15 protein-coding genes are annotated in these 12,535 nt (G+C 40.0%); 7 read left to right on the top strand and 8 right to left on the bottom strand.

Going from position 1 to position 12,535, the window contains the following annotated elements; translation table 11 throughout:
• The first annotated feature begins 344 nt into the window (after positions 1 to 344).
• A complete protein-coding gene (gene nadC, locus UYK_RS0110135; RefSeq protein ID WP_016871354.1) occupies positions 345 to 1,211 on the top strand; it encodes a carboxylating nicotinate-nucleotide diphosphorylase in 867 nt (288 codons plus the stop codon).
• A 202-nt stretch (positions 1,212 to 1,413) separates the two neighbouring features.
• Positions 1,414 to 2,709: a cation:proton antiporter gene (locus UYK_RS0110130; RefSeq protein ID WP_016871353.1), complete on the top strand. Its 1,296-nt coding sequence runs from the start codon at positions 1,414 to 1,416 to the stop codon at positions 2,707 to 2,709.
• A gap of 424 nt (positions 2,710 to 3,133) precedes the next feature.
• Here the strand turns inward: UYK_RS0110130 and UYK_RS0110125 are convergent, their stop codons facing one another.
• Positions 3,134 to 3,409, bottom strand: coding sequence for a DUF5132 domain-containing protein (locus tag UYK_RS0110125; protein WP_009455738.1), 276 nt, complete (start codon positions 3,407 to 3,409; stop codon positions 3,134 to 3,136).
• A gap of 216 nt (positions 3,410 to 3,625) precedes the next feature.
• Here UYK_RS0110125 and UYK_RS0110120 point away from each other — a divergent pair, with 216 nt between their 5' ends.
• Positions 3,626 to 4,159: a universal stress protein gene (locus UYK_RS0110120; RefSeq protein WP_016871352.1), complete on the top strand. Its 534-nt coding sequence runs from the start codon at positions 3,626 to 3,628 to the stop codon at positions 4,157 to 4,159.
• 54 nt (positions 4,160 to 4,213) lie between these two features.
• On the opposite strand, the gene UYK_RS0110115 is transcribed toward UYK_RS0110120, so the two are convergent.
• Positions 4,214 to 5,023: an SDR family oxidoreductase gene (locus tag UYK_RS0110115; RefSeq protein ID WP_009455742.1), complete on the bottom strand. Its 810-nt coding sequence runs from the start codon at positions 5,021 to 5,023 to the stop codon at positions 4,214 to 4,216.
• Positions 5,024 to 5,077: 54 nt separating this feature from the next.
• Complete coding sequence (locus tag UYK_RS26065) at positions 5,078 to 5,233, bottom strand: hypothetical protein (protein WP_016871351.1); 156 nt, start codon at positions 5,231 to 5,233, stop codon at positions 5,078 to 5,080.
• 447 nt (positions 5,234 to 5,680) lie between these two features.
• Between UYK_RS26065 and UYK_RS0110105 the strand changes: the two genes are divergently transcribed.
• On the top strand, positions 5,681 to 6,298 hold the full coding sequence (locus UYK_RS0110105; protein WP_235182321.1) for a sensor histidine kinase: 618 nt from the start codon (positions 5,681 to 5,683) through the stop codon (positions 6,296 to 6,298).
• A gap of 9 nt (positions 6,299 to 6,307) precedes the next feature.
• On the opposite strand, the gene UYK_RS24140 is transcribed toward UYK_RS0110105, so the two are convergent.
• Together UYK_RS24140 and ilvD are read right to left on the bottom strand one after the other, a co-directional pair.
• Entirely contained in the window at positions 6,308 to 6,496 is a 189-nt protein-coding gene (locus UYK_RS24140; RefSeq protein WP_016871350.1) for a hypothetical protein, read from the bottom strand.
• 36 nt (positions 6,497 to 6,532) lie between these two features.
• Positions 6,533 to 8,218, bottom strand: a complete 1,686-nt coding sequence (ilvD, locus tag UYK_RS0110095; RefSeq protein ID WP_016871349.1) for a dihydroxy-acid dehydratase — start codon at positions 8,216 to 8,218, stop codon at positions 6,533 to 6,535.
• 166 nt (positions 8,219 to 8,384) lie between these two features.
• Here ilvD and UYK_RS0110090 point away from each other — a divergent pair, with 166 nt between their 5' ends.
• Positions 8,385 to 9,296: a LysR family transcriptional regulator gene (locus UYK_RS0110090; RefSeq protein WP_009455747.1), complete on the top strand. Its 912-nt coding sequence runs from the start codon at positions 8,385 to 8,387 to the stop codon at positions 9,294 to 9,296.
• Between the two features lie 118 nt (positions 9,297 to 9,414).
• Here the strand turns inward: UYK_RS0110090 and UYK_RS0110085 are convergent, their stop codons facing one another.
• Positions 9,415 to 9,834, bottom strand: coding sequence for a pentapeptide repeat-containing protein (locus tag UYK_RS0110085; RefSeq protein ID WP_009455748.1), 420 nt, complete (start codon positions 9,832 to 9,834; stop codon positions 9,415 to 9,417).
• A gap of 493 nt (positions 9,835 to 10,327) precedes the next feature.
• Between UYK_RS0110085 and UYK_RS0110080 the strand changes: the two genes are divergently transcribed.
• On the top strand, positions 10,328 to 11,230 hold the full coding sequence (locus UYK_RS0110080) for an NF038130 family PEP-CTERM protein (RefSeq protein WP_016871348.1): 903 nt from the start codon (positions 10,328 to 10,330) through the stop codon (positions 11,228 to 11,230).
• A gap of 212 nt (positions 11,231 to 11,442) precedes the next feature.
• Here UYK_RS0110080 and UYK_RS24975 read toward each other — a convergent pair whose 3' ends face one another.
• Positions 11,443 to 11,667: a hypothetical protein gene (locus UYK_RS24975; RefSeq protein WP_071588116.1), complete on the bottom strand. Its 225-nt coding sequence runs from the start codon at positions 11,665 to 11,667 to the stop codon at positions 11,443 to 11,445.
• A 233-nt stretch (positions 11,668 to 11,900) separates the two neighbouring features.
• On the opposite strand from UYK_RS24975, the gene UYK_RS0110075 reads away from it, so the two are divergent.
• Positions 11,901 to 12,323, top strand: coding sequence for a response regulator (locus tag UYK_RS0110075; RefSeq protein WP_009455751.1), 423 nt, complete (start codon positions 11,901 to 11,903; stop codon positions 12,321 to 12,323).
• On the opposite strand, the gene UYK_RS27225 is transcribed toward UYK_RS0110075, so the two are convergent.
• The coding region (locus tag UYK_RS27225) for a hypothetical protein (protein ID WP_071588115.1) at positions 12,256 to 12,535 on the bottom strand (280 nt) is incomplete at its 5' end. The two genes, UYK_RS0110075 and UYK_RS27225, sit on opposite strands and share 68 nt — an antisense overlap.

Here is a 12,535-nt window from a genome sequence, read left to right as displayed (position 1 = left end):
GAACAGCCAAAAATCTCACATATAACCCACTTGAGGCTTAATTTTAGGCGGGACTATAACTAAAGTTAAGTTCTTAAGAATTTCAATTTTCCCTAAAACCTCATGTTTAAGTCCTTGTGAGGTGATACGTTAGTGCAGATGATCGCACAATAGTGGCCTGCTGTCCAATAGATAAGCTGCTGGCTAACTATCGCTTGTGGACAAACTATGGTGATAGCAAAGCAGCTACAACCTAAATTAATAAGGAATGATGCAACCTTGCGAAGAACTACATCTAGTAAGATGACTACTACCAGCAGAAAAATTTTTCAAAGTGTTGAGTGTTTGAGTCAAGGACAAATCTTATGATATCTTCGCTTGCTGTACTGCCTCCGTTTATTCTGCTAGATCAATTGCTGCAAAGCTGGTTATTAGAAGATATCGGTAGGGGCGATCGCACGACTCAATCTCTATTAAGTCAAGGTAAAATTCAAAGACAGGCTAAGTGGATAGCTAAAACACCTGGCGTGATAGCTGGTTTGCCAATAGCAGCGAGGGTGTTCCAGCTTTTAGATGAAAACATTAGTTTTCAGATACATGCAAATGAAGGTGAATATTGTCAGCAAGGACAAGTAATAACGCAAATGTATGGATCTGTAGATGCATTGTTGATGGGAGAACGAGTAGCACTGAATTTGGCAATGCGCTTGAGTGGAATTGCCACACTGACTCGTCAATATGCAGAAAAAATTGCAGATTTACCGACTAAATTTGTAGATACACGCAAAACGACACCAGGTTTAAGAATTTTAGAAAAATACGCAACTCAAGTAGGAGGAGCAATTAACCACCGCATGGGGCTGGATGATGCGGTCATGATCAAAGATAATCATATTGCAGCAGCCGGAGGAATAGCAGAAGCGATTTCTCGTATTCGGGAAAGGATACCTTATCCATTGACAATTGAGGTAGAGACAGAAACTTTGGAACAGGTACAAGCAGCCATTGATCACAAAGCTGACATTATCATGTTGGACAATATGCCTCTAGATATGATGCGGAAAGCGGTGCAAATGATTCGTTCGGCTGATATGAGAATCAAAATAGAGGCTTCTGGCAACATTACCTTAGAAAGTATTCGTGCTGTGGCAGAAACAGGTGTGGACTATATTTCTAGTAGTGCGCCTGTTACGCAATCGAAGTGGTTAGATTTAAGCATGAAGATTCAATGATGTCATTAGAATAGAAGGTTAATTATTTGTAGTCATGACAGACTAGTTAGTTTAGCTAGGTTCAAAGACCTGTATAAACTAATAATATATTTAAAGTAACTATAACTATTGATGAATTTAAAATCTACCCCTAGATGATTTGATGTAAAAGCGATCGCAAGTAAGCTTGCAAAGCAACATATTATTTTGCTTGCTAGCTTTTATGGTAGATATTTATATTATTGACCTATTGATTATTAGTCTACTGTTATTAATTGTCACTCTAGGTTCAGGTTGGATCGCACGTTTACCTCTTTCTTTTGCCCTCATCTACTTAGTGGTTGGTATTGTGCTGGGACCTTACGGATTTGGACTAATTCAATTACGTCGTGATGGGATATTTAATGCTGAAGTACTAGAACGTATAACTGAATTTGTAGTAATTATTTCTGTTTTTAGTTGCGGTTTAAAAATTGTTCGCCCAATAGGTTGGAAATCTTGGAATCTTACGACACGGTTGATTGCTTTGTTAATGCCAATATCCATTTTTGGGCTAGCCGTTGTAGGTAAGTTGTTATTAGGGATGAATTGGGGAGAAGCAATTTTATTAGGAGCAATTCTTGCACCCACTGATCCGGTTTTAGCTTCAGAAGTTCAGCTAACTGATACACATGATCAAGATGAATTACGTTTTGGCTTAACTTCCGAAGGTGGCTTAAATGATGCTTTAGCCTTTCCCTTTGTTTACTTTGGATTATATGCTTTAAAAGATAGCAACTGGAATAATTGGTTAAAATCTTGGATAAGTATTGATTTATTTTGGGCTATTGCAGCTGGCATAACAATGGGGTTTCTTGTTGCCAAAGCAGTAGTCTGGATTGATAAAAAAGTCCAAAAGCGTCGTCGTCCTGACGAGTTAATGGAAGATTTTATTGCTATTAGTACTATTTTATTGACTTATTCATTAACAGAAATAGTTAATGGTTATGGTTTTCTCGCAGTATTTGTAGCTGGACTGGTTGTACAACGAAGTTACAAGAATTCCGAAAAAACTTTAGCGCAGTTAGAATTCATAGAAAGGCTAGAAAAGCTGCTAGAAGTAGGAACAATGTTATTACTAGGTTCAATATTATTATTCCAGCCGATACTTAATTATGCTACTCAATCTCTGTTGGTGATCGTACTATTATTCTTGATCATCCGACCTTTGGGGGTGTGGCTCAGTACGATTGGTCAAAGTTCATCGTCTGGACACCGCTTTCTACATCCAGGAAGTCGCTGGTTAATTGGTTGGTTTGGGATTCGTGGTGTTGGTTCTTTGTATTATCTCGCTTACGCCTTTGGTAAGGGTTTAGAGGGCGAAGTTGCCGAGAAGATTTCCTGGATTACTTACACTACTATTGTTGTTTCTGTGATAGTTCATGGTGTTAGCGCTACTCCGTTAATGAATATGTATGAACGTCGGATTGCAAGAAGTCAAGCAGTTCATGAATCTTCAACAATTGATGAATTTGAATAATTACAAAACATTACCCAATAATTGGTTCAGTAATCATAATCTCACTGAGTTTTTGGGGTGGAGATGCGGTTAACAAACTCAGCAAGCAAACTAGCCCTTGCAGATGTCCTTTTTCATCGATAACATAGACAGAATCGAATGCATTACCAGTCAGGCGAGCAATTACTGAACTGACATTTTCAGAAGCTTGAGCGAGGGGAACACTTGGACTAAATGGTGAGCAGCAGTTTCAAAAAGCGGAAGCTTAGAAGCTGACATCTGCCTAATAATTCCTTATTTAAATTGCTTTTTGCAAAAATTCAAAAGTAAAGATGGGTTTTGCCCATCTTTCAAGCTAAGTTGCATTCTTTTGCAAAGATGCAATGCATACTGTTTGATTACTAAATTATGGTTATTTCTAAAGTGTACTTAGTTTAGGAAGCTTCTATTCTATAGGTTTAGCCGACTTCATCGGTCTTTCTTCAGCAAGCTCAGCCCTTGCCTCTGCTACGATATCATCCCAAGTATCACCAAGTTCTGCGATCGCTTCCTTGTTCTTTTCATAAAAGAGGATTGCACCTTTAATCATTGTTTTAGTAATTGGTTTACCTACACGAGCAATTACTGGTGCGAATACGGGTAGAAGAAGCAACGCTGCAATACCTGTAACGCCAAGACCTTCGGCTAAATCTCCAATGTCTGGTAAAAGTTTAACTGACATAGTATTTTCACCTCCATTGTTCTGATCACCTTTATTGTATATTCTATGACCCTGTGAGAAAATTTTTCATGAATTTTAAATTTGCCTGCAGCATCCGGTAATCATCGAGATGCTCTTTTGCATTCCTCACAAGTTTCTCAAATTATTTCTCTATATGTGTAGGTGTAGGACAAAAATTTTTGAAAAACTTACCTAGTATCAGTATTAGAGGTTTGTATGTTTAAAAAGATTTTGATAGCATTAGATTGCTCTGAGATGGGTAAACATATTTTTGAACAAGGCTTTGCTTTGGCAAAGATGACAGGAGCTAGTTTATTGCTACTACATGTTTTATCTAGTGAAGAAGAAGGCAGTCCTTATATACCAGTGTCCTCTTTTGACTACTATCCCGGAATGTGGGAGCAAGTCTCGGAGTTTTACCAACAGGAGTGGGACAAGTGGAAAAATAAAGGTGTAGAGATGTTGCAATCATTCTGCGCTCAGGCAAACACAGCCGATGTGAACGCTGAATTTAGACAAGTTCCTGGTACTCCTGGTCGAGTCATTTGTGATTTAGCTGCGAGTTGGGGTGCTGATCTGATTATTATCGGGCGTCGAGGTCACTCTGGTCTAGCAGAACTATTGCTTGGAAGCGTCAGTAATTATGTGCTTCACCATGCTCCTTGTTCAGTTCATGTTGTGCAAATTCCCATTGATGCCAAAGAAACTGAAGTTGTAAAAGAAAGTGCAAGTGCTTCCACCGCCAGGTAATTTTCATAACAATTTTAGTTCTCTGGGAAATTGAGCGATCGCCCTACTTGCGTCTCACGCAGACCAAGCTTCCCGGAAGTCAGCGTATAGTGTCAGCCCACCGTCAATAAACAGTGTTTGTCCTGTGATGTATGCGGCTTCGTCAGATGCTAAAAAAGCTACTGCTGCAGCCATCTCTTCCGAAGTTCCCGCACGACCCATGGGTATGTGACTTTCTACAACTGCTTTCTTTTGGGGGTCATCAGTCCAAGCTTCATTGATAGGGGTGATAGTTGCTCCCGGCGCGATCGCGTTCACTCGGATACCTCGGTTTGCATACTCCAGTGCCAGAGTTTTGGTCATATTTTCCATCCCACCTTTGCTAATGGAGTAACTGACATACATTGGTCGGGGAATAATTTCGTGAACGCTAGAAATATTAATGATGATTCCGGAACGGTTTTGCGAAAGGAAGTATTTGATAGTTTCACGCGCACACAGATAAGCACCCCGCAGATTCACCCCAATCACTCGGTCAAAGTCTTCAGTCTTCACTTCATGAGATGGACATTCGGTTTGAATTGCGGCATTGTTGACCAAAATATCAAGGCTACCCAACTTGTCAACTACGCTGTTGACCATTTTAATAATGTCTTCTTCCTTAGAGACGTCGCCTTGTACTAGAAGTGACTTCACACCGCAATTTTCAATACCCCCACAGGCTTTTTGCATTGCCATTTCTTCTGTATCTTCCGCACCTTCAGGACTTTTGCGGTAATTAATGGCAATATTACAGCCTTCTTGGGCAAGACGAATGGCGATCGCTTGTCCAATACCAGAACTTGCGCCTGTAATCAAAGCATTTTTACCTTTTAATCCTTTCATTAGATTTGACTCCTTGCAAAACTTGCTTTGCTTGTCCACATATTTTTTATTTATTTATGGTTTCTGCTGCTTCCATTTGCCTTCTTGCTTATTGTTATTCGTGGGGAAGGACTTAGAAAATATTTCTCTGGTTAGAAAACGATCGCTTTGATCATATATTCCTTTGAGCGATCGCCTTATTTGAGCAGTGACAAATGCCAGGAATTCCATATATATATCGTCTGTAGCTGAATTTTATAACTTCTATCTAGAGAACTACTTAAAAAACCGCTATTTCTGACTCGTTATCTTTTTGACAAATATGATGTGCGATCGCTATTTTCAAGACAGAAACCCACGGGTAATTGCTCACCACGAGGAGATGAAAATTTAACTCCTTCTACACCCCCCACACCTATTTTCAAGACATACAATCCCTAGAGTTATCCAACGCCCAAAAATTTGTCGAATTACCGCGTAAATTCCTAATCTCCCTCAGATAAGTACACAAGGGTTCAATCAATGTCCCAAGATCATATCTGGATTCTGGGTGCGTATCCGGAAATCAACCAATTACTCTTGTGGGGTAAGGATAGGACTTTTATCTCAAGGATAAATCCAATTGCAAGTAAGCAAGGCAATGTGTGGTGTGAAATAGTCCGCTAGTACTACATGAATATGCTTAATATCGTGGCATCTAGGCATTACACCGAGTTATTATCGACCCACGAAGAACTACGACAGCATCTTCTGCAAGTAGAAGAATTTGCCGCAGTGCAGGAACGCAAACGCAATCATATTGCCCATAATATTCATGATTCTCTTGGACACGCTTTGGCTGTTCTGAATATTCAACTCCAAAGCGCTTTGAAATTTTGGCAAGTTGATCTACATCAAGCTCATCAGTATGTTTTGCAGTCTAAACAACTCGGCTCTTTTGCTATGCAGGAGGTTCGCCGTTCAGTCAATACCTTGCGGGTGGATATACCAAAAGAGCGATCGCCATCTGGAGCGATCGCCTTCCTCGCACGAGAATTTCATCATGCTACAGGCATTTTGCCTACCACTCAATTGAATTTAACTTCTGCGTTACCTCCACAGCAGAGCAAAACAATTTACCGTATCGTCCAAGAAGCACTAACAAATATCTACAAACATGCAGAAGCAACAGCAGTTCATATTCATCTAAGTGCAATTCCAGAGCAAGTGTATCTGACTATAGAAGACAATGGCAAAGGCTTTCAATTAGACGAGCAGTCAATGGGGTTTAGACTCCAGGAAACTCTTTGTGCCTAAGATTCGTTTTCAAACTCCTGCACCTACAACTTCTTGAAGTACCTGGCGGTCGGTAACAGCCCAATCCTTGGGATAGAATGAGTGGTACACTCCAAAGTCCATCACTTGCTGAATGGAATCAAAGACCGGAGTCCATGTCCGCAGCGAAAGACTGTTGATGGCATCAAGTTGACTTTTATCGTATGGTTCAATTCGCATTTCGGTATGAACTCCACTTATATGCGGTACCAGCAATTAAAACAAATCCAAATCAGTTACCGCACCAAGACTGCTAGAAGATACCAACTTGGCATACTTCGCCAACACACCCTTAGTATAACGAGGTGGACGAGGTTGCCAGTTTTGACGACGACGAGCTAATTCTTCATCTGATAGGTGCAGTTGCAATAAACGAGCGTGGGCATCAATGGTGATGGTATCACCTTCTTCTACTAATGCGATCGCGCCACCCACAGCTGCTTCTGGTGCAACATGTCCCACAACCATACCATAAGTACCACCAGAGAATCTGCCATCAGTGATTAATCCCACGGAATCACCCAAACCAGCCCCAATAATTGCTGAGGTGGGAGCCAGCATTTCCCGCATTCCTGGGCCGCCTTTGGGGCCTTCGTAACGAATCACAATCACATCACCAGCATTGATTTTTTTGGCGAGAATAGCGTCTAAGCAAGATTCTTCCGATTCAAAAACTCGTGCTGGTCCAGTAATTTTCGGGACTTTTACACCAGTAATTTTTGCTACTGCTCCTTCTGTGGCTAAATTTCCTTTAAGTACAGCTAAATGTCCTTGATTATACATCGGATTACTCCAAGGACGAATGACGTCTTGGTTAGCTGGCGGTTCTTCTGGCACTTCTGCTAATACTTCTGCAATAGTTTGACCAGAGATCGTTAAGCAATCACCATGTAATAAATCATGTACAAGTAGCATTTTCATGACCTGGGGAATACCACCAGCTTGGTGTAAATCCGTAGCTACATATCTACCACTTGGTTTCAAATCGCATAACACCGGAACCCGGGCGCGGATAGTTTCAAAATCGTCAAGACAAAGTTCAACACCAGCAGCACGGGCAATTGCCAAAAAATGCAACACGGCATTTGTTGAACCTCCCACTGCCATAATCACAGAAATCGCATTTTCAATTGATTTACGAGTAATAATCTGACGGGGTAAAATTTGCTTGCGAATCGCTTCTACTAGAACAAACGCCGATTTTTCTGTACTGTCGGCTTTTTCTTCATCTTCTGCTGCCATTGTCGAAGAATACGGCAAACTCATGCCCATCGCTTCAAAGGCAGAAGACATGGTGTTTGCTGTATACATACCACCGCAGGAACCAGCGCCAGGACAGGCGCGGCGTTCAACTTCCAATAGTTCATTTTCGTCTATTTTGCCAGCGCTGTATTCGCCTACCGCTTCAAAAGAACTGACGACGGTTAAATCACGTCCATTGTAGTGTCCAGGTTTAATCGTACCGCCATAAACAAAAATAGCAGGGATGTTCATCCGGGCGATCGCAATCATTGCTCCTGGCATGTTTTTATCACAACCACCAATTGCCAGCACTCCATCCATACTTTGCCCATTGCAGGCAGTTTCAATCGAATCGGCTATTACTTCTCGCGATACCAAAGAGTATTTCATCCCCTCGGTTCCCATGGAAATACCATCGCTAATGGTAATTGTGCCGAATACTTGTGGCATTCCTCCGGCATTCTTGATGCCATTTTCTGCCCGTTGCGCCAGTTTGTTGATGCCCATATTGCAAGGGGTAATGGTACTGTAACCATTAGCAATGCCAACAATAGCTTTAGTAAAATCCTGATCTTGAAAACCTACAGCACGCAGCATTGCACGGTTAGGCGATCGCTGTACTCCTTGGGTAACAACCTTGCTTCTCCAGTTTTCTGACATTTTGATATTTCCTTAGGACTCCTGAATTATTAGATAGCAGAAATCGGAAAAGTATAAAAATTTTCCTTTCTCTTTATCCATATGTTATGGGAGTATCGTACGTGGATATTTTTCAGATGTCCAATATATATTTTTTGATAATTAAAACTTTTAAAATATTGAAATTATGGAATTACGACACCTGCGCTATTTTATTGCTGTGGCGGAGGAACTACATTTCAGCCGTGCTGCTGAGCGATTACACATAGCGCAACCACCTTTAAGCCAGCAAATTCAACAACTTGAAACGGAGTTAGGGGTAGAGTTATTTCACCGCAAAACTAAGCGACAGGTGCAGTTGACGGAAGCGGGAAGGGTATTTTTACAGGAGGCTTATCGACTTTTAGCACAACTTGAACAGGGGATCGAGTTAACGCGGCGCACGGGTAGGGGTGAAACAGGAGAATTGCGCGTAGGGTTTATTAGTTCTGTCACCTATGATGTGTTACCTGCCATCTTGCAAGCTTTTCGCCAGCAGTTTCCAGGAGTGGAACTGGTATTGCAGGAGTTAACGACAGCAGAACAAGAAAAGGCTTTGCAAAATCATCGTATCCAAGTTGGTTTTGTGCATCTACCTTTAGAAGATGACAGCTTTGCGAGTGAGTGTATTCAGCAGGAAAATCTGGTTGTGGCTTTACCTGCAAATCATCCTTTAGCTAAACAAGAAAAAATTGCAGTGCGATCGCTTGCAGAGGAATTGTTTATTTTATTTCCGCGTCATTTAGGAATGGGACTTTACGACAAAATTATGGCTTTGTGTGAGCAAGGTAATTTCACACCAAAAGTTGCTCAAGAAGCTATTCAAATGCAAACTATTATTGGCTTAGTTTCGGCTGGGATGGGAATTGCTATTGTACCTGCTTCGTTGCAAAATCTCCAGCGTCAGGGAGTTGTGTATCGAGCGATCGCCCAAACAACACCGTTGGTAGAAACAGCTGTGGTGTGGAAAGCAGAAGAAATCACACCTGTACTGCGGCAATTTCTCACTGTTGTTAGAAAAATCACAAGCCGTAAACTAAAGTTCCACCTCAAAACTTAAACTCATTAAACAATGATTTCCATGCCCCCAGATTCCATCAGTGGAATCAATTCAAAATCTGTAGACGCGCCTTCTTCGACTGCAAAGGAGAGTCATCAAAAATCCAAAATTCGATAACTCACGCATGAATTGTGCCATCTGGCATAATCGCACCCTGTAATAAAGTTCCCATCAGATAAGCTCCATACAGATTAGCTTTTTCTAGATTGGCGGCGGTAAAGTCCGCATCCGTTAAGTCTGCCATTTTCAGATGCGCTCCATGCAGTGTAGCTCCTGTGAACTTAGCTTCAAACAAATTTGCTCCATTGAGGTTAGCTTGTGTGAGGTTGGCTCCTGTGAGGTTGGCTCTCACTAGAGATGCTTCTCTCAGGTTTACTCCTGTTAAGTTAGCTTCGCTCAAATCAACTTCACTCAGAGATGCTCCTTGTAAATTCGCTCCACTCAGATTTGCTCCATACAAGTAACCACCAATGAGGTTTACACCTTTGAAATTTCTTTCTCCCGACTGATAACGTCTGAGAAGTTCATCTATATGCATTGCGATCGCTTTAAAAATCCTTTACTTTATATAGTCTGGCTCGCATCACAAAATGTATCAGTTATTTGTGTTACTTAATATTTCTGCTAGACAAAATATGATTGTTTGTTAACAACTTCTTGATGATTCGGTAATGAATAATTGGTGATTGGGTCTTGATATAATGAGCAAGATGAATCAAGTGTATTTATTTTTACATACAATAATTGCAATTTAAGTATATTGACTTAAAAAAGAAGTTAGAATAGTTATATTTTTTTGTCAGAAATTAATTTTAAATCTACGGCAGCTTTACCCAATAAGTCTTTTGGTTTCTTAAACTGTGCTTATAGAAACACGTGGTTGTGTTTAGACAGGGCGTAAGGATAAGATTTAGTAAAAATTTTTACTTTTTATTACTGCATTTTATTACCCGAACCTACACCTGCGATTAAACCAACTAAATCAAAACATCAAGGATGTTTGTATAAAATCGCACTCAAAACAGATGGAGATGACAGCAGTGAAAAATACAGTAAACAGACTTTTAATAGGCGTTTCTATGGTTGCTGGTATGAGTGCGATCGCCACTTCTCCAGCACATGCGGTTGATTTTACTTTTAATAACTCCAACGAAATCAACACCTATACTGGTGGATCAAATGGCGTATTTATCGGTAAAGATACAACAGCAGCTACCAATGCACTGACAGATGGTGATGCTTCTTCTAACGTTGAACTCTGGTATAGTAGCGAAACTCCAACTGCTAACGTTGGTTTTACTGCTACAGAAGGAAACTATAGCGCAACCGTTAGTAGTGTTACAGCGGGTGACTGGAAGGAGTTTGGTTCCCAATGGCTAGATGATCTATTAAATGCCTATCAGCCATTCCAGTCTGTCTGGAATGCGTTTTCAAGCAATACCAAATCAATGATTACAAGTTTTCTTCCTTCATTAGGGATGGGAGATCCTAACATTGGTGGTTTCCAATTCGGTGAAAATGGCGGTGTCCAATTACAATTGGTCGGTCACTTGGATTTGAAGACCAAACTTTTAGACCAAATTAACACTCTTTTAAAATTACCATCAGTGCTGCTTCCACAAGCTCAGCGTACTGATCTCACAAATTTGAAAAACGCCTTAAATGCCTATCAAGGACAAATTGCAGCCAGTGAAATTGCTAAGGTTGTAACTGGCGGTAAAACTTATTACGCTTATAGCTTTAGTGGTGTTGCATCTGGAATTACAGCCTCTGACGATGGCAAATCCTACAATGCTATTTTTAATTGGAGTACACCTGATTACGTTGCTAAAGCGCCTCCGAAATCAGTACCTGAACCTTCTGTCATGCTTGGTTTACTAGGTATTGCTGGTGTTTTTGTGACACAAAGGCAGCTAAAAAAAGCACAGGCATAGTTCAAGCTACTATTCTCACAACAAAGATTTATAACAGGAGCAACTAGCTCCTTTTTTATTTATATCATTCTCCAAGGCTGTTTTAGCTTATCACGCTCCTATTTTTTGCAGCCTCTGCTGCCATTTGTGAGTTTATAGTCTATGCTAGTGGAATCTGCTTAGTACCAGGGTGTAAAAAACTTATGAGCATTGTTAGTGGTTGGTAGTCTTAACTACTGAAAAGAAAGACGGGCGTTGCATAAAATGGGGATGTAGACGCGTAGCGGCTTCCCGCAGGGTAGATGCCAAGAATGCCAAGAATTGAGTTTTTCAATTAAAAGAGAAAATAAAATCATCCCGCAAATGTGCAACGCCGAAAGACGAAGTTGAATAGGAAAGGAAAAGCTTAACTCCAGCCTGTGATGGTTGTTAGCACTAGCATTTAGAACATCCATCATGATGAGTTTTAAAAAAATTAAAAATTACCACATATTTCTCAATTTTTCTTAAACTTTTTGGTGTACATTTAATTGATCTTTTAAGCGAATATCTATTAAGTATTAGAATCATGTAACTACAGTAATTCGTATAGTATTTGTATCTGTTTTATAATTAATTCTTCTATTGTAGATGTGAAATTATTTATTGTGGCAAAATTTATTTACTTTTAACCTACAATTATTAGGTGAAAATGACAGCCCAATTACTTAACATTAAACAGCAGTTATCATCACATAAAGATAAAAAAATATTACTAATAGAAGATAATGACATCAATAGAATGCTGCTTAGTGATTATCTCAGCTACTGTAAGTATGAAGTCCAAAGTTTACCTGAAGGATCACAGTTTCTCTCTACTATAGAAAAATTCAAACCTAATTTAATTTTACTAGACCTCAAACTACCAGATATTGATGGTTATTCTCTGTTAGCAAAAATTCAGCAGCGCTCAGATTTACAATACATACCTATATTTGTGGTTTCAGCCTTTGCTTTTAGAACAGATCAGGAAAAAGCCATGAAATTAGGCGCTCGTCGTTACTTCGTCAAACCTGTAAACTTAACTGAATTGATTCTGGCAATTGAAGAAGAGTTAGCTTGCCAGTGTAGGTAAAATTTATGTTAAAAATGGCTCTCCACTCATTTCTTTGTCTTGCCATAAATTCTTCAAAATTTTGGCTAAGATTTTGTACAGATTTACCAATTTGTGATATTTTTAATTGCACTTGCGTTAGCATAAGCATTGCTGATTGTAATTCGTTAAGCGTTTCAGCAAGAGCACCACGATATTGATTCTCAAACTCGTCTATATTCATTTTTTCTCCT

It is taken from the genome of Fischerella thermalis PCC 7521 (assembly GCF_000317225.1).
Classification (GTDB): domain Bacteria; phylum Cyanobacteriota; class Cyanobacteriia; order Cyanobacteriales; family Nostocaceae; genus Fischerella; species Fischerella thermalis.
Note: the sequence above shows the minus strand (reverse complement) of the source record. Positions and strands in the feature narration are given on the sequence as shown.